This window comes from Bradyrhizobium sp. GW821-FHT12B03, assembly GCF_058807535.1.
Window position 1 is genome coordinate 772056 of record NZ_JBXAQU010000001.1, and the last position, 23500, is coordinate 795555.

Below are 23500 nucleotides of genomic sequence, written 5' to 3' on the forward strand. Positions count from 1 at the left end.
CGATAGAGCGCTTAGATCAGATGCTGCAGGTCGAGGGCGTGCTTGTCGTAGAATGGGATACTAGGGCGAGCAAAACGGGCGATCTGTTCTGCCCCGTCTCCGTTTAGAGAAGCCGAAATTGTGCGATCCCAAGTGATCAGCGTCGTATCGATGTGGATGCGACCGTGGCCTTACGGTCGGGCCGACCGAAAGCCGCGAGCTTGGACGCGCTGACCGCCGAGGTCGTGCCATCAGAGCCGATTCCGACACTCACCAGGATGAGGGACAAGAGCCCGTCGCTATTCTGGTGCTGAGAGGGATCAAAACGTACCGGGATAGGCGCCCCCGTCGATCAGGATGTTTTGCCCGGTGATGTAGCCGGCATATGCCGAGCAGAGGAAAGCGCAGGTGGCGCCGAACTCGTCCGGATGGCCGAAGCGCCTGGACGGATTGCTGGCTCTGACCTCCTCGGTCACTTCAGTCACGCCGCGCGATGAGTTCTTGGCGAGCGCCGCGAGGTTGGACTTCAAACGATCGGTATCGAACGTGCCGGGAAGGAGATTGTTGAGGGTCACATTGTGCTCGGCAATGGAGCGCGCCAGGCCCGCGGCGAAGCCGGTCAGGCCGGTACGGGCGCCATTCGACAGCGCGAGCATCGCGACCGGTGCCTTCACGGCGTGGGAGGTGATGTTGACGATACGACCGAATTTGCGCGCGATCATGCCGTCGACCGTGGCCTTAATGAGTGCGATCGGCGCCAGCATGTTGCCGTCGATCGCCTTGATCCAGTCGTCGCGCCCGAAATTCCTGAAATCGCCGGGCGGCGGTCCGCCGGCATTGTTGACGAGAATGTCGGGATCGGGGCAGGCGGCGAGAATGGCCTCGCGGCCGTCGCTGGTCGTGACGTCAGCCAGGACGATCCCGGGGCGATGGCCGCTGGCCTGCGCAATATCATCGGCGGCGCTCTCGAGCACGTCGCGCCGCCGTGCCACGATGACGAGCTCGACGCCTTCACGCGCCAGGGCCATGGCGGAAGCCTTGCCCAAACCCTGGCTAGCGGCGCACACGATGGCCCTGCGGCCTCTCAATCCCAGATCCATAGTCCCTCGTGAGGTCTGCCCGCTGCTCGCGGCTGTTCGATTGCGCTTATTTGCTCGGCAGCGTCATGCCGGCGGGCTTGGAGCCCCACATGCAGAAGCTGGTCGGCTCGAAGCCGAATTGCCGCTGCCGGTGCGTCGCTTCATCCTCGATCTCATCGACGCCGACCGAATATTCGAAGATCATGCCGTCCGGTCCCCTGAAATAGAGGAAGCGCGCGCCGGAAGTCGGATGACGGCCCGGACCGAACACAATCGGCACGCGCTTCTCGTTCAAGAAGTAGTAGGAGCGCAGCACGTCGTCATTGCTCTCGACCTGGTGGTTGATGTGCTGGATACCGGCCTGGGGCGCGCGCACCAGCGCGATAGTGTGATGAATTGCACTCACGCGCATCAGCGGGATGTCGCCGATGCGGTCGCTGACACGCGCATTGCACACTTGCGTCCAGAACCGCTCATCGCGCGCGGGATCGGTCGAATTGAGGCCGATATGGCTGAAGCCGGTGATGCCGGCGTCGCGGCTGGCGAAATAGCGCCGCCCGCTTCGCTCGGGGCGAACCACCAGCTCGATATGATTGCCGGTTGGGTCGCGGAACCCGATGAAGGCCTTGACCTTGCGCTGCCCGGCTTCCTGCGCGGTGCCGGCATGGACGGGATGGCCGAGCGATTCGAGCGTCGTGGCCGCATCCTGCAAGCTGGCTTCGTCTTCCACCTCGAAACCGACGGTCTGGTCGCGCGGATCGCCTTCCGAATAGCACAGGGTGTGTGCGCGTTCGTCGGATCGCAGATAGAGAGCCTTGTCGCCGCGCTCGGCGACCTGGAGGCCGAGGCAGGCGGTGGCAAAATGTTCGGCTTGCTCTAGGTCGGGCGAACCGAGGCGGACATAGCTCACGTCCTTCAACTGGATCATGCGTTGCTCCTGTTCGATGATGCGGGCGCGCCGAGCTCGGGAACGTTCTTGCTTTCGCTGCCCCAGTTGCAGAGCGAGGTGGCGTGAAGCGGAAATTGCCGGGCCGGCCGCGGCTTGTCGCCGATCTCGGCCATGCCGTTGACATAGGACAGGATCAACCCGTCGGGGCCTTCGACATGCAGGAAGACCTGGTGCGAGGCCGACTGGCGGCCGGGCCCTTGCACGATCCTCACCTGGTTGTCCTGCATGAAATAGCTGTTCTGCATGATCTGATCGAGCGCTTCGACCTCGAAGGCGGCGTAGAGCAGGCCGTTTTGCGGCGACGGATAGAGCGCGATGCGATGATGCAGATGATCGATGCCGAGGTAGGCGATATCGCCGACCCAGTCAGTGACCTCTGCGCCGAGCAGGCGCCAGAACGTGAGGTCGCGGACATGTTCGGTGCTGCGCAGGCCAATTCCCTGGAACTGGACGATGCCGGCATCGCGCGGCGGAAAATAGCGCCGGCCGCTGCGGGTGGGACGGGTGACGAGATCAATGCGATTGCCGGAGGCGTCGTCCGCAAGCAGGGCCGACTGCACATATCGCCGCCTGCATTCGTCCAGGCTTGCCGGCCTCACGGCAAAGTCCTGCGCGCGCAGCCGCTCGCCGATCACTTGCAGCGCGGCGTCATCCCAGACCTCGATGCCGATGCTGGCGCCGTCGTGCTGATTGTGGCTCAGGCTCACGGTGCGGAAGCGATCGTCCGAGCGGAAGGCCAGCTCGTCGTCGTGGCCGGCAACCTGCTGGAGGCCGAAGATCTCGGAGACGAAGCGCGCACAGGCCTGCGGCTCGCTGATGGTGTGGCGGACGTAGCAGACCGATGTGATGAGCGGCGTGCTTCGGCTTGGGGCTGGATTGCTCATCGCAGCCGGCTCCGATTTTGTTTGGATTCGAGGAAGACCTTGATCATCTGCCGCCAGAGCTCGAACAGATGCTCAAACCATTTCGGATCGTTGTCCCAGAGCGTGCGCAGCGCCATGCCGCGGACGACACCGAGGGTGAGCGCCACGACGTCGGCCGCGACCGCGGGGGGAACGTTGCTTGCGGCCAGCGCCTCCGCCCAGGCGGCCTCGACCGGACGGCGCGCCTTCCGCGAGATGTCGAGGATCTTCTTACGCACCGCCTGGTCGGTGGAGGTCGAAAGCACGATATCGATCGCGACCATGAAATGCTGGCTGAAGAAGAACTCCTTGGCATCCTCGATCACGGCCTCGATCAGGTCGCGCGGGCGATTGACGGCGGCCGCGCGGCGGCGGCTGAGGATCTGCGCCTGCTCGAAGACATATTCGAGCGTGGCGACGACGAGCGAATCCTTGGTCGGGAAGTGATGCAGCTGGGCGCCGCGAGAGACGCCGGCCTCGGCGGCAACTTCAGCGGTGCGAAATCGCGCGTAGCCGCGACGCCGGATCAGATTGGCTGCTGCCTTCAGGATCCGCAGCCGGGTCTCGGCTGTCCGCTCTGCCTGGGTGCGCCGGCGTGGCGGCGCCAGCGATCGGCGCGCGGATTTGAGCGGGGAAGGCGAGCGGTTGGGGAGGGGCGGCATGTCAGACCTCAATCTGGACGTTGCCGTCAACGACCGTGACCGGATAGGTCTTCAAGGCGATTTCACAAGGCATGCCGGTAGGCTCGCCGGTGGTGACGTCGAACGTTCCGAAGTGGAAGGTGCACTCCACGATCTTGCCGCTGATGATGCCTTCCTCCGCTAGCGACGCCTCGCCGTGCGTGCACATGTCGGCCGTGGCGTAGATGGTGCCGGCCACGCGATAGAGCGCGACATTGGTGCCGTCTGGCAGGGGCGCCTGCTTGATCTCACCCTCGACGACTTCGTCGGCAGTGCAAAGAATGATCGTTTCAGCCATGAGCTAGACCTAGAGCATGGTGCTGCCGCCGTTGACGCTGATGACCTGGCCGGTCACGAACGACGCTTCGGCGGAGGCGAGATAGGAGACCATCGAGGCGACTTCCTCCATCTCGGCCGGACGGCCCATGGGGATAACGCTGACGAATTTCGCGGCAAGCGCTGGGTCGCTCTTGGTGATCGCAACCATTTGTGGCGTGTTCACCGCGCAGGGAGCCACCGTGTTCACGGTGATGCCATCCTTGGCGAACTCGCGCGCCATTCCGGTGGTGAGACCATGCACGCCGCCTTTGGCGGCGTTGTAGGCGGCATGATCCCACAACCCGTTGCGCACCGAATCGGCGCCGAGATGGACGATGCGGCCATAGCCCTGCTTGCGCATCACAGGCACCGCGTACCAGGAGCACCACAGCACGGTCCACAAATTGCGGTCGATCGTGGTCTTGAGCGTCTCCGGCGTGTGTTCCGCGAACGGCTTGATGATGCCGCCGCCAGCATTGTTGATGAGGATATCGAGGCGACCGAACCGTTCGGAGGCCAACTTGATGGTCATTTCGGCGACGCCCTGTTCAGAGAGATCACCGGCCTGCGTCGCAACCTCCGCGTCGAATTGGCTGGTAAGATGCGCGGCGGCCTGTTTCAGCCCGGTCTCGTCAAGGTCGGCGAGGACCAGCTTGGCTCCGTCCTTCGCCAATCGCTCCGCAATCGCAAGGCCGATGCCCTTTGCGGCTCCGGTGACCACCGCGATATTATTCCTGAGTTTCTTGTCCACGATCGGCGTTTCCTACAGGATGATGCTGACGCGACCCTGCGTGCGCAGGCCTTCGCTATCAAGCAAGCAGCGTTTCTCCTTGATCCGCAGTCGGCCGTTTTTGGCAACTAGCCGATAGCGGGTGCTGCCGAAATAGGTGTCGGTGACGCCATCCTTGGTGCGGTAGGTGATGAAGGCCGCAGCGACTTCCAGTTCAGTGTCGCTACGGCCGCGAATTCGCACATTGCTGATGAGATGTCGGGTGCGGGAGTGCGGGAATTCGGCATGCGCGGTGCGCTTCATCAGCCGCTTGACGCGCTCGCTGAGGCGGAAGCGATCGTCGGCGACGTAGAACAAGTTCTTGTCGGGCGAGGAATCGGCGGGAACGTCGGTCGATGGCACGTAGTAGTTCGCGTCGTCCGTGAACAGCTCAAGCCATTCAGGCAGCCGCCATTCGTCGAGTAGCTCGGCCTCGGCGAACAGGAAGTCCTCGACATCGGCACGCGAGATATTCTGCATCTGTGCCTCCTGCCTCACGCCGATGCCGCGAAGACGTGCTTGTTCCAGTTCGACCAGAACGCCCGCATCTGCAGCTCGTCGTCGTACGCCGGCGTTTCCTTACCCATGCCCTTGGAGATGTCGTTCCATTGCGCCTCGGTGGCGTTGCGGAAACCGCGCTGGCATTGTTCGAGCGCCTCGATATCATCGGGGGTCGCGAAGCCCCCGGGGCCCAGGAATTCCAGAAAGTTGAACAGGCGGTATTTGCGTGCCCAATCGGTCTCCTCCTTGGGCGCCAGCGCCCAGGCGCTGACCGTCATGAAATCGGGCGCCTGCGGATAATAGGTGCGGATGGTCACGGCCATGATGTCGTTGACCACGAGGTTGGGGAAGACGAACAGGTTGCGATTGTAGAGCGCGATCCGCTTGGCGCGCTCTTCGCCGAATCGCGCGACCAGGCCCTGGTAAAGCCGGTCGATCTCGCGCTTGCCGTCGTCGCCCCACATCGGAACCCATTGTGCGACGGGGCGTCCCCACGGTGCCTTGTATTCCAGTACAGCATGTCCCTTGCCGAGATCGCGCGCGGCGCCTTCCAGCGGCACCGGCGCCAGCCCGCCATTGGTGGCCTTCAGGTAATCGAAGTAGGTCGCATGCGTGGTGAGCGCGTGATAGCCGTCGATCGAGTTCTCGGTGAGCAGCTTCCAGTTGGCGCGCATGGAATATTCCTGCGTGCCGCCGACGATAGTCATACCCATCTCGGCCTGATCGGCGATGATGTCGAGATAGTCCTTCACCGGGCCGAGGTAGCTGTCGAGGGACTCGGCATTTTTGTCGAAGCAGACGAAGCCGAAGTCGCGAAAAGTCTCGAATCGCGGCACCTGCTGCATGTTCGAGGTGCTGCGCTCCTTGAAATCCGGTGCATAGGAAGCCTCGCCCGGCTGGCTGCGCAGCGCACCGTCGAGGCCAAACACCCAGCCGTGATAGAAGCACTGGAAGGATTTTGCATTGCCGTGCTTCTCGCGGCAGACCTGAGCGCCGCGATGCGGACAGGTGTTGAACATGGCGCGCAACGTCCCTTTTGCATCGCGCGCGAACAGGATGCTGCGGCCGCCGACCTGCCGGGTGACGAAATCTCCGGGCTTGGGCAGCTCGGAGGCGTGGCCGAGATAGAGCCAGCACTTTTCGAAGATGCGCGCGCGCTCGGCCTCGAGGATGTCGGAATCGACAAACGCTTGCCGCGAGACCCTGAAGATTTGCTTGGTCTCGTCGACCATGAGCGCGGTGTTCATGCGTTCGAACGCGTTCATTGCACTCCCTCCCTCGAAATTCTCATTGTGATCTCAACGCGGCCCGGAGGTCGTAACCCGGCGACTCCAGATCGCCGCGCGACGGCTTGGCGTTGGCGGCGATGATCCGCCGCAGCATGGCCATGTCCTTGGTCGAGTTGACCGAGAGCGCGCCGACGAGTTCGGTGCCGCGCATGGCGATGATCGAGAACTTTGCGCCATCCGGATCGCCGCGCGCGACGTGGTCGGCATCACGCATGTCGCCGACGACCTGGATGTTGAGGTCATACTGGTCGGTCCAGAACCATGGCGGGTCGTTGTACGCGCTGATCTCGCCGATCATGTTGGCCGCCACTGCAATGGCCTGGTTCTGTGCATTTGCCCAGGGTCTCGACCCGGATCGCCCGGCCATGGCATCGGCTCCATTGCAGGGCGGCGTCGCCGGCACAGAAGACGTCTGAAACAGCGGTGCGGCCGTAGGTGTCGACCGCAATGCCGTCTGCGCTGGGTACGCCGAGCCGAGCGGCGAGATCATCCGACGGCCTCACTCCGATACCAACCAAGACCAGGTCGGCACCAATCTCCGTCTGATTGCTCAGCTGAACGGAACGAGGCGTGGCGCCGGTTACCGTTGTGCCGAACACGAAATGAACACCATGACTGCGATGCCTGTCGGCGACGAGATCGCTGACCGCGGCAGGGAACGCGCGGGCGAGTAGCCGCGTCTCGCTTTCGATCACCGTAACGAGGCAACCGCTCTTGGCTGCCGCGCAAGCTGCTTCCAGCCCGACAACGCCGCCGCCGACGATGACAATGCGTGAGCGGGTCGCGATATGACGGCGAAAACGCAATGCATCCTCGACGTTGCGAAGATACTGGACGTCGAGCGGGCCGCCATCCAGCGCGGCGAGCCGTCGCGGACGGGTGCCGGTCGCGAGCAGAAGCCGGTCGAAAGCAAAGCTACGGCCGTCGGCGGTGGAAACGACACGGCGGTCCGCGTCGCAATCGACGGCTGCCGCGCCCGTCTCGAGACGCACGCCCAGCGCTTCGTTCCAGTCGCGCGGCTGCTTGATATAGGCGAGTGGCGCATCGGAGGATAGCAACATGGCCTTGGACAGCTGCGGCCGTTCGTAGGGAGGGTGGGGCTCGTCGCCGATCATCGTGATGGCGCCTTTGAAGCCCCGCGCCCGCAGCGCTTCCGCGGCACGCGCGCCGGCCTGGCCGGCTCCTGCGATCACGATGTTCTCGATCGTTCGCGCCACGTTCGCTTCGCTCCCGGATGCGTTATCGACGGCATCTTGTTAGATCGTGCACTAGCATACGAATACGGGATTGCATAGGAAATAAAAACAGTCCAACCTGCTTGTAAGTTGGTGCGACGCTCGGGCTTGGTTTGTCGGCGCGTGCGCCGCAAAAAAAACGTCGAGGAAACGTCTTGGTCGAAGCGATCGACACTCATACCCATTTCGTTCCGCGGGACATCCCGGCGGAGTCGGGTCGCAATCCGCTCTGGCCGTCGGTCGAGCTCAAGGACACATCCGCAGCAGTCATGGTCGGCGGCAAGGTGTTTCGGATGATCGATTCCCGCAGCTGGGATGCGCGCCGTCGGCTTGATGACATGGCGGTTGACGATGTCGACGTGCAGGTCGTCTCGCCGATGCCGGAACTGCTGTCGCATTGGTTTCCGCCTGACGATGCCGACGCGCTGTGTCGCTACGTGAATGAGGGTATCGCGGCGCTCTGCGCCGATCATCCCCGACACTTCATCGGGATCGGGATGGTGCCTATGCAGGATGTGGCGCTTGCGGTGCGTGGCATCGACAGCATCAAGTCACTCGGCCTGCGCGGTTTCGAGATCGGAACGCACATCAATGGTATGGCGCTCGGCGACACGCGCCTGAACGACGTCTATGCAGCCGCCGAGCAGGCCGGGTTGGTGGTCATGATCCATCCGCTGCATCCGCTCGGACTGGATCGGATAGGCGGCCGTCCGGAGCTTGCGGCCGTAGCGGCATTCCCGCTGGAGACGGCCTTCGCCGCCGTGTCGCTCATGACTCATGGCGTGCTCGAGCGTTTTCCGAAACTGCGGATACTGCTCAGCCATGGCGGCGGGGCGTTGTCCTGGCTGCTGCCGCGATTACGCCATGCCTATGATATGGGGCCGCCGCTGCAGACTCTGTTTGCGCGCGATCCCGCGGAGATCGCTCGATCCTTTTATTACGACACGATCCTGTATGACGGACCGGCGCTGCGATACCTGGCCGACAAGGTCGGCAACGACCGGCTGGTCGTCGGCTCGGACTATCCGTTCACGATCAAGCAGGACAGGCCTGCGCAGTTCGCCGAGCAGGCCTTGGCTGTAGGGCGTGAAGCACTCTGCGCCAATGCAAGGCTGCTGTTCGGGTTCGGCCAGGGCTAACGGGAGGGACCATTGGGAAGCTGTTATTCCTATCGCCAGTTCTGCTCGCTCGGGCCGTTGCCGCCGCGCACGCCGGCGCGGCCGGATCCGCAGGTGCCGAAGGACCGCAAGCTCGGCCCGTGCTCACACGGCAAGATCGGCGCGTTCTATTTCTACGCCGAGGGCTCACAAGATGATCCAGCCTTTGGATTTTGCGAGATCGAGCTGTCGCTTCAGCGCCTGGCGGAGAACAAGGTGCGGCTCGAGCTCTACTGCATCGCCGACGGCTACCAGAGCGCGCGTGGCGTAGGCGCACGACATCCGCTGAAGATCGCGGTGCTTGCCGGAGAGGAAATCTTGGGCCGCGCTAGCTGGCATTTCCCGAACGTGATCTCTGGCCATGCTGATCCCATGCATTTTGCGGCGGACCTTGAGATCGATGACGGACGTTTTGCGCAGATCGATCGTGTCGAGCTGAGCCGGACCAGCGGCGAGTCGGAACCGTGCGGGTAGATCGCTCCTCAGAGATCGTCTGCGACGCGGCGCACCGGGACGCCGGCGCTGAGCCTGCAAACGAATGTTCTCAGTAATAGTAAAGTAGAGTACGATCAGAACAAATCGGGACTGCGGTTCGCGCCGGACCGCAGCGTGGAAACGTTGGGCATCTCGGACTCCAGGAGTATTCATGCGGCTTCGCATTGCAATCGCGATATGGCTTGTTGCCGCATTGACCGGAACGGCGCATTGGCGGCAGGCGTCGGCGGAATCCTACCCGTCGCGCCGCATCAACCTGATCGTGCCGTTCCCCGCGGGCAGCGCGACGGATGCGGTGACGCGGCGCCTGGCCGAAAGCATTCGCATCGAGACGGGCATGACGGTTCTGGTCGAGAACAAGCCGGGCGCTGACGGCAATCTTGCTGCGCTCGCGGTTTTGAAGGCGGAGGCCGACGGCTACACCGTCTTCGTCACCACGAACTCGACCCAGGCGGCCAATATCAACCTGTTCAACGCGATGCCCTACGATCCCAAGGCGGACTTTGCGCCGGTGGCCGGGATCATGACCATTCCGATGATGCTGGCCGTGAAGCCGGAATTCCCGGCAAAGACCGTTGCTGAATTCATCGCTCTGGCGAAGTCGCGGCAAAGGCCGCTGTCGTTCGGCAGTGGCAACACGTCGAGCCGTGGTGCCGCAGAACTGTTTCGTTCCCGCGCCGGCATCGAGATGCAGCATGTCCCGTACCGTGGCATGCCGCAGGCGCTGACGGATGTGCTGGCGGGCGAGGTCGATTGCGTGTTCGCCGATCCCGCCAGTGCGCAGGGGCTGATCCAGGACGGCCGGTTGCGGGTGCTTGCGGTGACGAGCAGCGAGCGGCTGGCGGGCCTGCCTGATATCCCGACTCTGGCACAGACCGGCCTGTCCGGGGCGGAGCTGAGCGCCTGGGTCGGAGTCTTTGTGCGGTCGGGGACGCCCTCTGATGTCGTGGTAAAACTCGGTCAGGTCGTGCTCGGCTTCGTCAACAACAAGGACACTGCGGCCTATCTGGAGTCCATCGGCGCCAAGCCGTTTCCGGTCGGCCCGGACGAACTCGGAAAGTTCGAGGATGCCAACACTCGGCGTTGGGCCGAAATCGTCGAGATTGCGAAGATCGAGAAGAAATAACTCAATCGCCCAAGGCTATCGTACCGCGATCAAGCACGACGACATCGCGTTCGACCACCCGGGAGCGGAAACGGATCTGGCCGCCGATGGTGAAGAACTCGGTGCGGACCGTCTCGCCTGGAAATACCGGACGGCTGAAGCGGACCGACAGCGCTCTGAGACGATCGGGCCTGCCATTCAGCAGTGTTGCGAGGACGGCGCGCGTCGCGATGCCGAGCGTGCACAGGCCGTGCAGGATCGGTCGTTCAAAGCCGGCCTTCGCGGCGGCCTCGGGATCAGCGTGAATCGGATTGTAGTCACCGCTCAGCCGGTAGATCAGCGCGCTTTGCGGCAGCGTGGCGATGTCCAGGGTCTGCGAGGGCGCTTGTTCGGGCAGGGCGCTGGCCTCGGTCGGAACACTGCCGAAGCTGCCGCGGCCGCCGTCTCCACGCAGGAACAGCACGCTGCGGATGGTTGCCAGCTTCACGCCTGCGATAGCGTCGTTGAGCGTCTTGACGAGGTGAAGAATGGCGCCTTTGCCGGCGCCCTTGTCCGCCACCGCTGCGATCTCGTAGCTGGCTGTGACAGTTCCTTCCGGCGGAATTGGATAATGGATCTCGAAGCTCTGCTCGCCATGCAGCAATTTCAGCCAATCGATGCCGAGCTCCGGCCGCTTGGCCCAGAAGCCGGGATGCGCCAGCACGCAGCACATCGAAGGGACTACGTGCAGGTCGCGCTCGTACACGAAATCAAGCTGCACCTGGTCGAGCGGTTCGGAGCCATATCCGAGCCCCAGCGCGTACAGCATCGTGTCACGGCGAGAATAACTGTGCGTGACGGGTTCAAAACGGAAATTCCTGACGGCTTCAAGGTTCAAGGCGTCCTCCCTAACCGGGCTCATCACGCATGCCGGGGCGACCGTTCACGATCGCGCCAATGGCGGTTGCAAAGATATTCTATCATATAGTACACAAGTGTACGACATGGAAGCGGTCGGCGCCGGATGTGCCGACGGGGAGTGACGCCGTGGTTTGCTGCGCTGGCCGATCGGGCCTTTGCGAAAGAAAGTCGCCTGGATGGACTGTCTTCAGGAGCGGCGGCGGCGCTGCGTGGGCCACCACGCTGATCCTGGCCGTCGTGCTTGCGGCACAAGCTGTCGCCGGCGAGAGGAAATACGGCCCGGGCGTCAGTGACACCGAGATCAGGATCGGCAACACGTCGCCTTATAGCGGTCCGGCCTCTGCCTTCAGCATGGTCGCCAAGACCGAGGAGGCCTACTTCCGCAAGATCAATGCGGAAGGCGGCATCAATGGCCGGCGCATCGTCTTCCTGTCCTATGACGATGCCTATTCGCCGCCCAAGACGGTCGAGCAGACGCGGCGGCTGGTCGAGAGCGACGAGGTTCTGCTGGTTTTCAACGCGATGGGCACCGCGGCCAACTCGGCCGTACAAAAATATCTCAACGCCAGGAAAGTGCCGCAGCTCTTCGTATCGAGCGGGGCGGCCAAGTGGAACGATCCGCAGAATTTTCCATGGACGATGGGATTCACCCCGAGCTACGAAGCCGAAGGCTTCATCTACGCCAAATTCGTGCTGGAGCAGCGTCCCGGCGCGAAGATCGCGATCCTGTTCCAGAACGACGACTTCGGGAAAGATTATCTCAAGGGGATCAAGCGGGGTCTCGGCGACAAGGCCGCGTCAATGATCGTGGCGGAAGAGGCGTTCGACGTGTCGGAGCCAACCATCGACTCGCATCTCGTCAAGCTGCGATCGACCGGCGCCGACGTATTGTTCGACATTGCGACGCCGAAATTTGGAGCGCAGGCGATCAAGAAAGTGTCGGAGCTCGGCTGGAAGCCGCTGCACTTCTTGAGCTACGTTTCGGCCTCGATCGGCAGCGTGATCAAGCCCGCAGGATTCGAGAACGCGCAGGGTTTGATCTCGGCGGCCTATTTCAAGGATCCAAATGATCCCATTTGGAGGGACGATTCCGGCCTCAGGGATCTCAGCGGATTCCTGGACGGCTATTTTCCCGCCGCCGATCGCAGCGACACGCTGATCGTGAACGGTTACAACACGGCGCAGGCACTGGTTTATCTCCTGAGGCAATGTGGCGACGATCTCACGCGAGAAAGCGTGATGCGGCATGCCGCCAATCTGAAGGACGTTGAATTGGGGATGCTACTTCCTGGTATCCGCCTCAACACCTCGCCGGGCGATTTCGCGCCGGTCAAGCAATGGCAGTTGATGCGCTTCGAAGGGACAAATTGGCATTTGTTCGGCGACGTCATGAGCGGCGACGCCAAGAATTAGAGACAAGAACTAGAGACAAGAACTAGAGAGGAGACGAGAAATGGGACGACTATGTGCCGGACGGGTCGCGATCGTCACGGGAGGCGGCCGCGGGCTCGGGCGCGAATACGCGCTGATGCTGGCGGAGCAGGGCGCCAAGGTGGTCGTCAACGATCTCGGCAGCACGGCTGCGGGAGAGGGCGCCGATCTTTCACCGGCGCAGCAGGTCGTCGACGACATCAAGCGCAATGGTGGCGAAGCCATCGTGAACGGCAATGATGTCAGCGACTGGGCCGGCGCCAAGGCGCTGATCGATGACGCGATCAATACATTTGGCCGACTCGACGTCTTGATCAACAACGCCGGCATCCTGCGTGACCGCATGATGGTCAACATGACCGAGGTTGAGTGGGACGCGGTGATCAAGGTGCATCTCAAGGGCACCTTCGCGCCGTCGCACCATGCCGCGCAATACTGGCGGCAGGAGGCCAAGACGCGCGGTGCGCCGGTCAGCGCCCGCCTGATCAACACCTCGTCGGCTTCCGGGTTGTTCGGCAATGTCGGCCAGAGCAACTACGGAGCCGCCAAGGCGGGCATCGCTGCTTTTACCATCATCAGCGCCACGGAGCTTCGGCAGTATGGCATCACGGCCAACGCGATCGCGCCGCGGGCGCAGACGCGGATGACTGAGGGACTGAGAGAGCGCACCGAGGAGGAGCTCAAGCGACGCAACCCGCGTTGGGTCGCCCCGATCGTGGTCTGGCTCGCCAGTGAGGAGTCACAAGACGTGACCGGCCGCGTATTCGAGGCCGGCGACGGGATTCTCAAGGTTGCCGAAGGTTGGCATGCAGGCCCGGGAATCGATCCGGTCGACGATCCCAACGAGCTCGGCCCTCAAGTCATGGAATTGGTGCGGAAAGCTCGCCCCAACGCCGACATCTGGGGACGCGATATCGTCTCATGAGACTTCCACGAACTCCTCCCGGAGCACCTCAGGCGGGTGGCTGGCCTCAGGCCGCCGCCCGCCGCTTTTTCCGGGTCTTGGACGGCTGCGCATCCTCCTCCACGTCCGCTTCGCTGTCGGTCTCCGTACCGCCCGACATGGCGAGGAGGTTGTGCTTCATGGCGAGCAGCGCGTCGGAGGCCGCTTCGAGTTGCTTCCGGTCGATCCCGTTGACGATCCTGGCGTTGAATTTGTCGGTCTCTTTGCGGAGCTTCTCCAGGAAGCCGCGCGCTTGCTTGGTCACATAGACGCGCTTGACCCGCCGGTCGACGGGATCGGCCTGGCGTATGACAAAGCCGGACGACTCCAGGCGGTCGATCAGGGCTCCGACGGCGACCTTGCCGACATCGAGCTCGTTGGCGAGCTGCACCTGGGGAAGGCCGTCCTTGCGCGAGATGAACGCCAGCACCCACCATTGCGAGCGGGTGATCCCGAGCGGCGCCAGCGCGCGGTCGAACATCATCCTCCTGAGTCGCGACACGTCGTGGATGAGATATCCGAGACGCAGATCCCAATCGGGCAGTTCAACCATCGATGTTTCCCTTGAGGGCCGAGTCGGGGCCGGAGGTGCAACTGATACCATACACCAGCGTATTTTAAAGGGAAGGCTATGAAATGGGCGTGGAAACGGCTTTCCAGCGCCGCGGGCGTCGACCGATTTACAAAAGAAGTACGCTAGTGTATTAAATCGGCCGGGCGCGGTGCTTGTTCTGTCCAGCCGGGACGCGCCGACCGCAACGAAAATCGATCGCAGGAAGGGAGCCGCCCATGTTCGACGCCGCCGTGCTCAAGGGAAAGCGCATCCTGATTACGGGTGGAGGAACCGGCCTCGGCAAGGAGATGGCGATCGGTTTCGCCGCTCATGGTGCCCACGTCTACATCTGCGGCCGGCGCAAGGACATCCTCGACCAGGCCGCCCAGGAGATTGGCACGCGAACGGGAGGGCAGGCGACCGCGCTGCTCGCCAATGTGCGCGAGCCCGACAGCATCGAAGCGATGATGACCAGCATCTGGGCGGATGGTCCGCTCACGGGCCTCGTCAACAACGCCGGTGCCAATTTTCTGGCGCCGACCGAGACGCTGTCGCCGCGCGGCTACGAGGCGGTGCGGTCGACCGTGATGGACGGCTCGTTCTACACCTCGCTCGCCTGTGGCAAGCGGTGGATCGCGGCTGGCCTGCCGGGCGTGATCATCAGCAACCTCGTCACCTGGGTGTGGACCGGATCGGCCTTTGTCGTGCCGGCGGCGATGGCGAAGGCGGCGGTCCATGCCATGACCATGTCGCTCGCGGTCGAGTGGGGGCCGAAGAACATTCGCGTCAATGCGATCGCACCCGGACCATTCCCGACCGAAGGGGCATGGGACAAGCTCAACCCGCTGGCGGAGACCGGTGTCGGCGCAACGCAGGCGGACGACGTGCCGCTGCGCCGCTTCGGCAAGATGGACGAGCTGCGTAATCTCCTGATCTTCCTGATGTCGGATGGTTGCAGCTACATCACCGGCGATACGATCAGCATCGATGGCGGTCATCATCTGGCCGCACCCAGCACCTTTGCAGGGCTGTCAAAACTGTCGCCCGCCGACTGGCAGCGTGCGCGTGAGGCGATCCAGGCTTCGGTGCAAAAGGAAAAGCAGGCACGGTCGATCTAGGCCTCGAGAGGCGCAAAGATCTGCAAGCGCTTTGTCGTGAAGGGAGGAACGCCGATGGGACTCGCCATATCGACCAAGAGTTTTGAATGCACCATCGATAATGGTCTCGCCCATATCATTCTGGATCAGCCCACCCGCGGCAATCCAATCGACGGCGATTTCTGTCGCGAGTTTGGCCTGGCTATCGCGGAATTGAGCGAACGTGCCGATGCGCGGGCGGTGCTGCTATCCGCGCGCGGCCGGCTGTTCAGCGTCGGCGGTGACCTGACGTCGCTGGTGAAGCAGGGGGATGCGCTGCCCCAAACGATCAAGGCCTGGACCGCCGACATTCATGTCGCAATCGCAAGGATGGTCCGGATGCGCGCGCCGGTCGTCGCAGCGGTTCACGGTAATGTCGCGGGCGGCAGCGTGTCGCTGATGGCGGCCGCGGACCTCGTGGTGATGGCGGAGTCGGCGCGGATCTCGGCGGCGTTTTCCAAAATCGGCTTCAGTCCGGACAGTGGGTCGACCACCATGCTTACACGCCGGATCGGCGTCGCGCGCGCGAGACGATTTTTCCTGCTCGGTGAGACGTTCGATGCCGCCACGGCGCTGTCGCTCGGCCTCGTCGACTTCGTCGTTCCGGATGATGCAGTACCGTTCGAGGCGGCGCGGATCGCCAAGGAGCTCGCCGCCGGCCCGACCGAGGCGTTTGGTGCAATCAAGCGGCTGTTCGCCCAGACCAACGATCGATCGTTCGAAAGCCAGCTCGAGGAGGAGGCGCAGACGCTCGCCGCGATTTCGAGAACGGCGGATGCACGGGAAGGCGTCAGGGCTTTCGTCGAGAAGCGCAAGCCGGTGTTTACCGGAACGTGACGCTCGCGGTGGCGCCGGAGCGACAAACTGACCATTGGCAGCAGATCGTACGCGCCAATAAGGTACGCTGATAAACGAAATCCGGCGCGAAGTCGGAAATGACGACACCGCAGGAGGGAGACATGACCGTGGCCGCCGCCTTACGAGACGCGCCTCACGCCAGCTTTCGCGAAGCCGGCTATTGGCTCGACAAAAGTGTCGATCAATTGCTGACCGAGGCCGCCGCACGGGCGCCCGACAAGGTCGCGATCGTCGCCGACCGGGCGGATCGCGAACCCGCGCCGAGGTTCACCTACGCGGAACTGGCAAGGCTTGCGGATCGCGCCGCAAGCTCGCTGCTGGAGCTCGGTGTTGGGCGCGGCGATGTCGTTACCGTGCAATTGCCCAATTGGTGGGAGTTTGTGGTCACGGCATTTGCCTGCGCCAAGATCGGCGCAGTGATGAACCCGGTGATGCCAATCCTGCGCGAGCGCGAGCTGCTCTACATCCTGAATTTCTGCGAGGCGAAAGTCTTCATCGTGCCGAAGAGCTATCGGGGGTTCGACTATGCCGCGATGGCGCAGGGCATGCGCCCCGATCTGCCCCATCTCAAGCACGTCATCGTCGCCGACGGCGAGGACGAGATCGGATTTGAGCGGATGCTGCTGTCGTCCGAGCCCGGCAGGCTTCCAGCGGGCCTGCGTCCGGACGACATGGCCGTGCTGATGTTCACCTCGGGCACGACGGGCGAGCCCAAGGGCGTCATGCACACCTCGAATTCGCTGATTGCCTGCTGCAAGGCACTGTCGGGACGGTTCGGACTCGATGCGGGCGACGTGCTGCTCGTCGCCTCTCCGGTCGGTCACATGACTGGCTACGCCGCGATCGTGCTGCTCTCGGTCTATCTCGGCGGCACGATGATCCTTCAGGACGTCTGGGAAGCCAAACGCGGCGTCAACCTGATGGCCCGCGAAGGCGTTACATATACGGCAGCTTCGACACCGTTCCTCAGCGACATCTGCGATGCCGTCAAGGCCGGAGCCCCCGATCCGAGCAGCCTGCGTTCCTTCCTGTGCGGCGGCGCACCGATCCCGTCCGTCCTGATCGGGCGTGCGGCCGACGAACTCGGCCTCACAGTCTGTTCGTTGTGGGGCATGACCGAGGTTCTGTCCGGCACGCTTACCGAGCCCGTCCGCGCTGCGGAGAAATCGGCGCACACGGATGGTCGGGCACAGGACGGGATGGAAGTCAGGATCGTCGATACCGAGGGACAACCCGTGCCGACAGGAGAGTCGGGACGGCTCCTGGTTCGCGGCGCGCAGATGTTCAAGGGGTACTACAAGCGGCCCGAGTTGCCGACGTTCGACAGCGACGGCTGGTTCGATTCCGGCGATCTCGCCTACATGGACAAGGACGGCTATATCCGTATCTCGGGCCGCGTGAAGGACATTCTGGTACGGGGCGGGGAGAACGTGCCGGTCGTCGAGATCGAGAACCTGCTCTACAAGCATCCGGCCGTGTCCGCGGTTGCTGTCGTCGGCTTTCCTGATGCACGGCTCGGCGAGCGCGGCTGTGCCTTCGTCGTTCCGCGCGCGGGAAGCACGATCGACCTGGCGGCGGTGCAGAGCTATCTGGGCGAGGCCAGGATGGCCAAGCAGTTCTGGCCCGAGCGGGTCGAAATCGTGGCTGAGTTGCCGCGCACGGCGAGCGGCAAGATCCAGAAGTTCAAATTGCGCGAGTTCGCCGCCGCGTTTGCCGACGCCAAATAATCATTGGTCGGAATAGGTCGGATCCCGTCGCTCGCGAAACGCGGCGACGGCCTCCGCGTGATCGTGGGTCTCAAGCAGGATGACCTGCTGCCGGTCTTCGATCATCAGTGCCGCATCGAGGCTCGGCGCATCGATCAGCGTGTTGAGCGCCTGCTTCGTCATGCGAAGCCCCATCGGGGAGACGCCTAGCATGTCTTCGGCGAACGCAATTCCCTTCGCCAGAAGCTCATCAGCCGGCGTGATGTCGCTGACCAGTCCGATCGCTTTGGCGCGTTCAGCCTTGATGAAGCGCCCCGTGAGCAGAAACTCCGAGGCCACGGACAATCCAACGAGACGGGGCAGGAGATAGCCCGAGCCCATGTCGCAGCCGCCGACGCCGATGCGGATATAGGCGGCATTCATCCGCGCGTCCGGTGCTGCGAAGCGGACGTCGCAGGCGAGCAGGAAGGAAAAGCCCGCGCCGCAGGCTGCGCCATGCACGAGCCCGACGATTGGCTGGGGACACGACCGCATCAGCCGGATCACGCCGGAGTAGCTTTGCTGCATCTTGAGTTGCCGCTGTGGCCGTCCCTTGCCAGGTGCAGCAAACGCATCCGATCCGAGTTCGGCACCCGCGGAAAATTGAGGCCCGTTGCCGCGCAGGATCACAACGCGCGTGGTCGGCCGATCATGCAGGTCGGCGAAGTAGGCGGTCAGTTCCGCGATCATGTCCGGGGAGACGGCGTTAAGCTGGGACGGGCGGTTCAATGTCAGGATATCGATCGCGCCGCGGCTCTCGATCGTGATGGTGTTCGGCTGCGTCATGTTCGCGCTCCCATCGTTCATTGTTCTTGATGGCATATAGTAATATAGTGTACGATCATCAAGCGCAATGCTCGTCGAAGCCGCCGACCGATCGGGGCTGCAGCGGCTGTCGCCAATAATCTTCAGGGAGCGCAGAATGCCATATCAATCCGTGTTCAGGCCGGATCTGTTCAAGGGGCAGACGATCATCGTCACCGGTGGCGGCAGCGGGATCGGGCGCTGCACCGCCCATGAACTCGCCGCCCTTGGGGCGAACGTGGCGATCCTCGGCCGGACCGTGGAGAAGCTCGTCGAGGTGCAGCGCGAGATCGAGGAGGATGGCGGGCAGGCGATGAGCCACGCCTGTGACATCCGCGACGAGATCATGGTGGTCGGCGCCGTCGACGCCGTGCTGGCGCGCTATGGCCGCATCGATGGCCTGATCAACAATGCGGGCGGGCAGTTTCGGGCGCCCTTGAAGGCGATCTCGACCAAGGGATTCGAGGCGGTCGTGCGCAACAATCTCACCGGCGGCTTCATTTTCATGCGCGAGGTCTATAACCGCTGGATGGAGGCCAATGGCGGGGCAATCGTCAACATCATCGCCGACATCTGGCACGGCTGGCCCGAGTTCGGCCATTCGGCCGCCGCTCGCGGCGGCATGCTGACCCTGACCGAGACCGCTGCCTGCGAATGGTCGGCCTCCGGTGTCCGCGTCAACGCGGTAGCTCCCGGCGGCATTGTGTCGAGCGGCTTCGATACATACACGCCGGAGATGCAGAAGAAGCTGCATGATTTCACCGAGCGCGTGCCGCTGCAACGGTTTGGAACGGAAGCAGAGATATCGGCCGCTATCACCTACCTGCTGTCGCCGGCGGCGGCCTACATTACCGGTTCCTGTCTTCGCGTCGACGGCGGTACACCCAATGCGCGCACGACCTGGGAGCTCGAGCCGCACAGCCGCAGCGCGCCGTTCGAAGGCTTCCATCGCGCGAAGCTGCCGGAGGTGATGAAGCATAAGGCCAGCGCGTAGCTGTCTGATGCCTAGTCGACCGCGATGATCAGCTTGCCGTGGTTCTCACCACGGTAAAGTTGCGCGATCGCGCCGGGCGCGTGTTCGAGACCCGGCAGGATCTCTTCGTCGTGGACGATCTTGCCGGCCAGCGCCAGCTCGGCGAGGCGGGCCGCGGCCGCCTCGAACTCGGCGAGATGATCGAAGATGATGAATCCGGACCAGCGCAGGCGGCGGGTGAGAATTTCGCGCTCGGGACGCGGACCGGTGGGGACGGGGGTCCAGGACGCATTCGCGGCGGTGCCGCACTGGATCACGCGCCCGCGCAGCCGCATGGTGCGGATGGCGGCATCGGCGATCGCTCCGCCGGTGTTGTCGAAGAAGATGTCGTTGCCGTCAGGACACGCCGCGCGGATGGCCGCGCCGAGGTCGGTCGCCTCGCGATAGTTGATCATATCCTGATAGCCGTAGCGCGCTTTTGCTTGCGCGGCCTTGTCGGCCGAACTGGTCAGCCCAACCGCGCGGCAGCCAGCGATATGCGCGAGCTGGCCGACAAAGCTTCCCACACTGCCGGCTGCCGTCGAGACCAGCACATGCTCGCCGGGCTTGGGATCGCCCAGACCATGAAAGGCGAGATAGGCGGTGATGCCGTTCATGCCGAGCACGCTCAGATTGGCGCTGAGCGGCAGGCTGGACGGAACGACGCGGCGCAGCACCGATTCCGGCGTAGTGACGCAATAGCGCTGCCAGCCAAACCATCCGTAGACGTGCTCGCCGGGTCGATATCCCGGCACGTTGCTCTCGAGGATTTCGCCGACCGCGAGCGCACGCATCGGCGTGTCGAGCGGCACGGGTGGGCTGTAGTTCCCCTCATCATTGGCCCATCCGCGTTGTGCCGGATCGACCGAGAGATAGCGATTTGCAATCAGGATCTCGCCCTTGCCGGGTGTGGTGGCCGGTTCTGTGACCAGCGAAAAGTGCTCGACTTGCGGTATCCCGCGCGGCCGGGTCACGAGCCGCACCTGCCGATTTTCACGAAGGGCCATGAGCGATCCTCATAGTTAGTACGCTTGTGTACGATATGACTATACGGTAGAAATCGGGCGGGAGACAAGGACGTCCCGGCCGGCTGAAAGCCTCGGGATCCCGGCAAGACATAAAGAGGCAAGCAAAATGGCGGGGCTCTATTTCGAGCAATTTTCGGTCGGACAAACCTTTGTTCATGAAATCCGGCGCACCGTGACCGACATGGACAACATCCTGTTCTCGTCGCTGACCTACAATCCGGCGGCGGTGCATATCGATCACCACTATGCTGCGGGCACCGAGTTCGGAAAGCCGCTGATGAATTCGATCTTCACGCTCGGGCTGATCATCGGCCTCTCGGTGCAGGACACGACGTTGGGAACCACGGTCGGCAATCTCGGCATGGAGGACACCCGGTTCCCGAAGCCGGTGTTTGCCGGGGACACGCTGCGCGCCGAGACCAAGGTCGTCGCGGTCAGGGAGAGCAAGTCACGTCCGACGCAGGGCATCGTCACTTTCGAACATCGCGGCTTCAATCAGCGCGACGAAGAGGCGGTCTATTGCCGCAGGAATGGATTGATGATGAGGAGGCCGGCATGAAACTACGTTCGCTCCTCTTCGTACCGGCCGACAGTGAACGCAAATTCGCCAAGGCAGGCGGCATCGGCGCCGATGCGCTGATCCTCGATCTCGAGGACTCCGTTGCGCCCGGCCGCAAGGCCTTCGCCCGCGATGCGGTCAAGGCGTTGCTGGGCGGAGGCGCGCGGAACTGGTCGTTCCTGGTCCGCATCAATCCGTTCGGCACGGGGTTGACGCTGGAAGATCTGGCCGCCGTGGTTCGTCCCGGCCTCGACGGCATCCTGATTCCCAAGGTCAACGGCATCGAGGATGTCGATCTCGTTTCGCATTATGTCGATGTGCTGGAGGTCGCGACCGGTGTCGCGCCCGGTCACGTCAAACTGCTGGTGGTGGCAACGGAAACACCGGCCGCGATGATCGGCTTCAGCGGCTATGCTCGCCAGAACAAGCGCCTGGTCGCGATGACCTGGGGCGGCGAAGATCTCAGCGCAGCGCTTGGCGCGCTGACGCCGCGCGAAGCCGATGGAAGCTGGACCTTTCCCTATCAGGTGGCGCGTGCGCAGTGCCTGTTTGCCGCCGGCGCTGCCAATGCTGCGGCGCTCGAGACCCTGTATGTCGACTTCAGGGATCAGCAGGGGCTGGCCGAAAGCTGCAAGATCGCGCGACGGGACGGATTCGTCGGCCGAATCGCGATCCACCCCGATCAGGTCGCAACCATCAATGCATGCTTCACGCCGTCGGACGCCGATATCGAACACGCGCGCCAGGTCGTGGCGGCGTTCGCGGCGAATCCGGATGTCGGGACCGTCGGCATCGACGGCAAGATGTACGACATGCCGCATCTGGTTGCAGCACGAAGAACCTTGGCGTCGATCGGGGAGGGCACCTCTCATGGATAGGTCGTTCGCCAACCAGCTCGATGTGCCGGACGATCACGCGGCGATCCGTGAAGGCGTTCGTGCCGTCGTCTCGCGTTTCGACGACGAGTACTGGCTTGCCCGCGACGAGGACGGCGAGTTTCCGCGTGCGTTCCACCGTGCCATGGCGGATGCCGGTTGGCTCGGCATCACCATGCCAGAGGAATATGGCGGCTCCGGTCTGGGCGTCACCGAAGCGGCGATCATGATGCACGAGGTGGCCAGCCACGGCGGCGGCATGACGTCGGCATCCGCCGTGCATATCAACCTGTTCGGACCGCACCCGATCGTGGTGAAGGGAACGGACGACCAGAAGCGGCGCTGGGTGCCGCGGCTGGTCGCGGGCGACGACCAGTGCTGCTTCGGATTCACCGAGCCGGACGCCGGGCTGAATACCACGCGCATCAAGACCTTCGCCGAGAAGGTGCCGGGCGGCTATCTCGTGCACGGCCAGAAGGTCTGGACGTCAACGGCGCAGATCGCCAACAAGATCATGCTGCTGACCCGCACCACCAAATTCGAGGACTGCAAGCGGCCGACCGATGGCATCACCATTTTCTACACCGATCTCGACCGTTCGAAGATCGAGGTGCGCCGAATTCCGAAGATGGGACGCAAGGCGGTCGATTCCAACGCCATCTTCATCGACGGCCTGTTCATTCCCGAGGCCGACCGGATCGGCGAGGAGGGCAAGGGTTTTTCCTACATCCTGCACAGCCTCAATCCCGAACGCATCCTGATCGCGGCCGAAGCCATCGGCATCGGCCAGGACGCGCTGCGCCGGGCGACGCGCTATGCCAGGGAGCGCGTGGTATTCGACCGTCCGATCGGCCAAAATCAGTCGATCCAGCATCCGCTCGCCGAGAACTGGATGTATCTGGAGTCGGCGTGGCTGATGGCGATGCGTGCCGCCTGGCTGTACGATTCGGACAAGCCGTGCGGTGCCGAAGCCAACAGCGCCAAATTGCTCGGCGCGCGCGCCGGCCACGATGCGGCCTGGCAGGCCATCATGACTCATGGCGGCTTCGGCTATGCCAAGGAGTATCACGTTGAGCGGCTGTTCCGCGAAGTCTCGATCACCCGGCTCGCGCCGATCACGGAGCAACTCATCCTGAGTTTTATCGCCGAGAAGGTGCTCGATCTGCCGAAAAGCTATTGAGCCACGCTGCGGCGTGCG

Annotated in this window: 26 protein-coding genes; 12 read left to right on the plus strand and 14 right to left on the minus strand. The window is 63.3% G+C overall.

Annotated features, from left to right (window positions below; translation table 11 throughout):
* Nucleotides 1-299 precede the first annotated feature (299 nt).
* Genes AC1RUR_RS03730 through AC1RUR_RS03775 form a run of 10 tightly spaced genes read right to left on the minus strand, consistent with a single transcriptional unit; the run spans nucleotide 300 to nucleotide 7683 of the window.
* Nucleotides 300-1079, minus strand: coding sequence for an SDR family oxidoreductase (locus tag AC1RUR_RS03730; protein ID WP_492841410.1), 780 nt, complete (start codon nucleotides 1077-1079; stop codon nucleotides 300-302).
* A gap of 46 nt (nucleotides 1080-1125) precedes the next feature.
* Complete coding sequence (locus AC1RUR_RS03735) at nucleotides 1126-1986, minus strand: VOC family protein (protein ID WP_492841412.1); 861 nt, start codon at nucleotides 1984-1986, stop codon at nucleotides 1126-1128.
* A complete protein-coding gene (locus AC1RUR_RS03740) occupies nucleotides 1983-2891 on the minus strand; it encodes a VOC family protein (protein WP_492841414.1) in 909 nt (302 codons plus the stop codon). The genes AC1RUR_RS03735 and AC1RUR_RS03740 overlap by 4 nt, the downstream gene beginning before the upstream one ends.
* A complete protein-coding gene (locus AC1RUR_RS03745; protein WP_492841416.1) occupies nucleotides 2888-3571 on the minus strand; it encodes a TetR/AcrR family transcriptional regulator in 684 nt (227 codons plus the stop codon). Before AC1RUR_RS03745 ends, AC1RUR_RS03740 begins: the two co-directional genes overlap by 4 nt.
* A gap of 1 nt (nucleotide 3572) precedes the next feature.
* Nucleotides 3573-3887, minus strand: coding sequence for a non-heme iron oxygenase ferredoxin subunit (locus AC1RUR_RS03750; RefSeq protein WP_492841418.1), 315 nt, complete (start codon nucleotides 3885-3887; stop codon nucleotides 3573-3575).
* A 9-nt stretch (nucleotides 3888-3896) separates the two neighbouring features.
* On the minus strand, nucleotides 3897-4658 hold the full coding sequence (locus AC1RUR_RS03755; protein WP_492841420.1) for an SDR family oxidoreductase: 762 nt from the start codon (nucleotides 4656-4658) through the stop codon (nucleotides 3897-3899).
* Nucleotides 4659-4670: 12 nt separating this feature from the next.
* Nucleotides 4671-5156, minus strand: coding sequence for an aromatic-ring-hydroxylating dioxygenase subunit beta (locus tag AC1RUR_RS03760; protein WP_492841422.1), 486 nt, complete (start codon nucleotides 5154-5156; stop codon nucleotides 4671-4673).
* Nucleotides 5157-5170: 14 nt separating this feature from the next.
* Nucleotides 5171-6442 carry an aromatic ring-hydroxylating oxygenase subunit alpha gene (locus AC1RUR_RS03765; RefSeq protein ID WP_492841424.1) on the minus strand — a complete coding sequence of 424 codons (1272 nt, stop codon included), beginning with the start codon at nucleotides 6440-6442 and terminating at the stop codon, nucleotides 5171-5173.
* Between the two features lie 22 nt (nucleotides 6443-6464).
* Complete coding sequence (locus AC1RUR_RS03770) at nucleotides 6465-6764, minus strand: oxidoreductase C-terminal domain-containing protein (RefSeq protein ID WP_492841426.1); 300 nt, start codon at nucleotides 6762-6764, stop codon at nucleotides 6465-6467.
* Nucleotides 6706-7683 carry an NAD(P)/FAD-dependent oxidoreductase gene (locus AC1RUR_RS03775; RefSeq protein WP_492841428.1) on the minus strand — a complete coding sequence of 326 codons (978 nt, stop codon included), beginning with the start codon at nucleotides 7681-7683 and terminating at the stop codon, nucleotides 6706-6708. The genes AC1RUR_RS03770 and AC1RUR_RS03775 overlap by 59 nt, the downstream gene beginning before the upstream one ends.
* Before the next feature lie 173 nt (nucleotides 7684-7856).
* Here AC1RUR_RS03775 and AC1RUR_RS03780 point away from each other — a divergent pair, with 173 nt between their 5' ends.
* The 3 genes from AC1RUR_RS03780 (at nucleotide 7857) to AC1RUR_RS03790 (ending at nucleotide 10479) form a co-directional block, all read left to right on the plus strand.
* Nucleotides 7857-8840 carry an amidohydrolase family protein gene (locus tag AC1RUR_RS03780; RefSeq protein WP_492841430.1) on the plus strand — a complete coding sequence of 328 codons (984 nt, stop codon included), beginning with the start codon at nucleotides 7857-7859 and terminating at the stop codon, nucleotides 8838-8840.
* 93 nt (nucleotides 8841-8933) lie between these two features.
* The gene (locus tag AC1RUR_RS03785) at nucleotides 8934-9332 is read left to right on the plus strand and encodes a hypothetical protein (protein WP_492841432.1); all 399 of its coding nucleotides are present in this window, start codon (nucleotides 8934-8936) and stop codon (nucleotides 9330-9332) included.
* 172 nt (nucleotides 9333-9504) lie between these two features.
* Nucleotides 9505-10479 carry a Bug family tripartite tricarboxylate transporter substrate binding protein gene (locus tag AC1RUR_RS03790; protein WP_492841434.1) on the plus strand — a complete coding sequence of 325 codons (975 nt, stop codon included), beginning with the start codon at nucleotides 9505-9507 and terminating at the stop codon, nucleotides 10477-10479.
* 1 nt (nucleotide 10480) lies between these two features.
* Here the strand turns inward: AC1RUR_RS03790 and AC1RUR_RS03795 are convergent, their stop codons facing one another.
* Entirely contained in the window at nucleotides 10481-11335 is an 855-nt protein-coding gene (locus tag AC1RUR_RS03795) for a MaoC/PaaZ C-terminal domain-containing protein (protein WP_492841436.1), read from the minus strand.
* Nucleotides 11336-11580: 245 nt separating this feature from the next.
* Here AC1RUR_RS03795 and AC1RUR_RS03800 point away from each other — a divergent pair, with 245 nt between their 5' ends.
* Together AC1RUR_RS03800 and AC1RUR_RS03805 are read left to right on the plus strand one after the other, a co-directional pair.
* Nucleotides 11581-12771: an ABC transporter substrate-binding protein gene (locus AC1RUR_RS03800; protein WP_492841606.1), complete on the plus strand. Its 1191-nt coding sequence runs from the start codon at nucleotides 11581-11583 to the stop codon at nucleotides 12769-12771.
* 40 nt (nucleotides 12772-12811) lie between these two features.
* Nucleotides 12812-13714 carry an SDR family oxidoreductase gene (locus AC1RUR_RS03805; protein WP_492841438.1) on the plus strand — a complete coding sequence of 301 codons (903 nt, stop codon included), beginning with the start codon at nucleotides 12812-12814 and terminating at the stop codon, nucleotides 13712-13714.
* A gap of 46 nt (nucleotides 13715-13760) precedes the next feature.
* On the opposite strand, the gene AC1RUR_RS03810 is transcribed toward AC1RUR_RS03805, so the two are convergent.
* Nucleotides 13761-14285 carry a MarR family winged helix-turn-helix transcriptional regulator gene (locus AC1RUR_RS03810; protein WP_492841440.1) on the minus strand — a complete coding sequence of 175 codons (525 nt, stop codon included), beginning with the start codon at nucleotides 14283-14285 and terminating at the stop codon, nucleotides 13761-13763.
* A 236-nt stretch (nucleotides 14286-14521) separates the two neighbouring features.
* Between AC1RUR_RS03810 and AC1RUR_RS03815 the strand changes: the two genes are divergently transcribed.
* From AC1RUR_RS03815 to AC1RUR_RS03825, 3 genes are all read left to right on the plus strand, one after another.
* Nucleotides 14522-15403: an SDR family oxidoreductase gene (locus AC1RUR_RS03815; RefSeq protein ID WP_492841442.1), complete on the plus strand. Its 882-nt coding sequence runs from the start codon at nucleotides 14522-14524 to the stop codon at nucleotides 15401-15403.
* Nucleotides 15404-15457: 54 nt separating this feature from the next.
* The gene (locus AC1RUR_RS03820; RefSeq protein ID WP_492841444.1) at nucleotides 15458-16258 is read left to right on the plus strand and encodes an enoyl-CoA hydratase/isomerase family protein; all 801 of its coding nucleotides are present in this window, start codon (nucleotides 15458-15460) and stop codon (nucleotides 16256-16258) included.
* A gap of 122 nt (nucleotides 16259-16380) precedes the next feature.
* The gene (locus AC1RUR_RS03825) at nucleotides 16381-18006 is read left to right on the plus strand and encodes an AMP-binding protein (protein ID WP_492841446.1); all 1626 of its coding nucleotides are present in this window, start codon (nucleotides 16381-16383) and stop codon (nucleotides 18004-18006) included.
* Here the strand turns inward: AC1RUR_RS03825 and AC1RUR_RS03830 are convergent, their stop codons facing one another.
* Nucleotides 18007-18810, minus strand: a complete 804-nt coding sequence (locus AC1RUR_RS03830; RefSeq protein ID WP_492841448.1) for an enoyl-CoA hydratase/isomerase family protein — start codon at nucleotides 18808-18810, stop codon at nucleotides 18007-18009.
* Nucleotides 18811-18946: 136 nt separating this feature from the next.
* Here AC1RUR_RS03830 and AC1RUR_RS03835 point away from each other — a divergent pair, with 136 nt between their 5' ends.
* On the plus strand, nucleotides 18947-19822 hold the full coding sequence (locus tag AC1RUR_RS03835) for an SDR family oxidoreductase (RefSeq protein ID WP_492841450.1): 876 nt from the start codon (nucleotides 18947-18949) through the stop codon (nucleotides 19820-19822).
* Nucleotides 19823-19833: 11 nt separating this feature from the next.
* Here the strand turns inward: AC1RUR_RS03835 and AC1RUR_RS03840 are convergent, their stop codons facing one another.
* Nucleotides 19834-20847 (minus strand): NADP-dependent oxidoreductase, encoded by a 1014-nt coding sequence (locus tag AC1RUR_RS03840; RefSeq protein ID WP_492841452.1) that lies wholly within the window; start codon nucleotides 20845-20847, stop codon nucleotides 19834-19836.
* A 127-nt stretch (nucleotides 20848-20974) separates the two neighbouring features.
* Here AC1RUR_RS03840 and AC1RUR_RS03845 point away from each other — a divergent pair, with 127 nt between their 5' ends.
* The 3 genes from AC1RUR_RS03845 to AC1RUR_RS03855 are packed head-to-tail and all read left to right on the plus strand — an operon-like array spanning nucleotide 20975 to nucleotide 23482.
* The gene (locus AC1RUR_RS03845; protein ID WP_492841454.1) at nucleotides 20975-21427 is read left to right on the plus strand and encodes a MaoC family dehydratase; all 453 of its coding nucleotides are present in this window, start codon (nucleotides 20975-20977) and stop codon (nucleotides 21425-21427) included.
* Nucleotides 21424-22305, plus strand: coding sequence for an HpcH/HpaI aldolase/citrate lyase family protein (locus AC1RUR_RS03850; RefSeq protein WP_492841456.1), 882 nt, complete (start codon nucleotides 21424-21426; stop codon nucleotides 22303-22305). Before AC1RUR_RS03845 ends, AC1RUR_RS03850 begins: the two co-directional genes overlap by 4 nt.
* The gene (locus AC1RUR_RS03855; protein WP_247490542.1) at nucleotides 22298-23482 is read left to right on the plus strand and encodes an acyl-CoA dehydrogenase family protein; all 1185 of its coding nucleotides are present in this window, start codon (nucleotides 22298-22300) and stop codon (nucleotides 23480-23482) included. The genes AC1RUR_RS03850 and AC1RUR_RS03855 overlap by 8 nt, the downstream gene beginning before the upstream one ends.
* Nucleotides 23483-23500: the final 18 nt, after the last annotated feature.

Coding starts and splice junctions, on each gene's coding strand:
- AC1RUR_RS03850 (WP_492841456.1), top strand. CDS start 21,424: ATGAAACTACGTTCGCTCCTCTTCGTACCGGCCGACAGTGAACGCAAA.
- AC1RUR_RS03740 (WP_492841414.1), bottom strand. CDS start 2,891: ATGAGCAATCCAGCCCCAAGCCGAAGCACGCCGCTCATCACATCGGTC.
- AC1RUR_RS03790 (WP_492841434.1), top strand. CDS start 9,505: ATGCGGCTTCGCATTGCAATCGCGATATGGCTTGTTGCCGCATTGACC.
- AC1RUR_RS03830 (WP_492841448.1), bottom strand. CDS start 18,810: ATGACGCAGCCGAACACCATCACGATCGAGAGCCGCGGCGCGATCGAT.
- AC1RUR_RS03810 (WP_492841440.1), bottom strand. CDS start 14,285: ATGGTTGAACTGCCCGATTGGGATCTGCGTCTCGGATATCTCATCCAC.
- AC1RUR_RS03760 (WP_492841422.1), bottom strand. CDS start 5,156: ATGCAGAATATCTCGCGTGCCGATGTCGAGGACTTCCTGTTCGCCGAG.
- AC1RUR_RS03855 (WP_247490542.1), top strand. CDS start 22,298: ATGGATAGGTCGTTCGCCAACCAGCTCGATGTGCCGGACGATCACGCG.
- AC1RUR_RS03845 (WP_492841454.1), top strand. CDS start 20,975: ATGGCGGGGCTCTATTTCGAGCAATTTTCGGTCGGACAAACCTTTGTT.
- AC1RUR_RS03770 (WP_492841426.1), bottom strand. CDS start 6,764: ATGATCGGCGAGATCAGCGCGTACAACGACCCGCCATGGTTCTGGACC.
- AC1RUR_RS03730 (WP_492841410.1), bottom strand. CDS start 1,079: ATGGATCTGGGATTGAGAGGCCGCAGGGCCATCGTGTGCGCCGCTAGC.
- AC1RUR_RS03835 (WP_492841450.1), top strand. CDS start 18,947: ATGCCATATCAATCCGTGTTCAGGCCGGATCTGTTCAAGGGGCAGACG.
- AC1RUR_RS03735 (WP_492841412.1), bottom strand. CDS start 1,986: ATGATCCAGTTGAAGGACGTGAGCTATGTCCGCCTCGGTTCGCCCGAC.
- AC1RUR_RS03820 (WP_492841444.1), top strand. CDS start 15,458: ATGGGACTCGCCATATCGACCAAGAGTTTTGAATGCACCATCGATAAT.
- AC1RUR_RS03745 (WP_492841416.1), bottom strand. CDS start 3,571: ATGCCGCCCCTCCCCAACCGCTCGCCTTCCCCGCTCAAATCCGCGCGC.
- AC1RUR_RS03825 (WP_492841446.1), top strand. CDS start 16,381: ATGACCGTGGCCGCCGCCTTACGAGACGCGCCTCACGCCAGCTTTCGC.
- AC1RUR_RS03765 (WP_492841424.1), bottom strand. CDS start 6,442: ATGAACGCGTTCGAACGCATGAACACCGCGCTCATGGTCGACGAGACC.
- AC1RUR_RS03815 (WP_492841442.1), top strand. CDS start 14,522: ATGTTCGACGCCGCCGTGCTCAAGGGAAAGCGCATCCTGATTACGGGT.
- AC1RUR_RS03750 (WP_492841418.1), bottom strand. CDS start 3,887: ATGGCTGAAACGATCATTCTTTGCACTGCCGACGAAGTCGTCGAGGGT.
- AC1RUR_RS03840 (WP_492841452.1), bottom strand. CDS start 20,847: ATGGCCCTTCGTGAAAATCGGCAGGTGCGGCTCGTGACCCGGCCGCGC.
- AC1RUR_RS03805 (WP_492841438.1), top strand. CDS start 12,812: ATGGGACGACTATGTGCCGGACGGGTCGCGATCGTCACGGGAGGCGGC.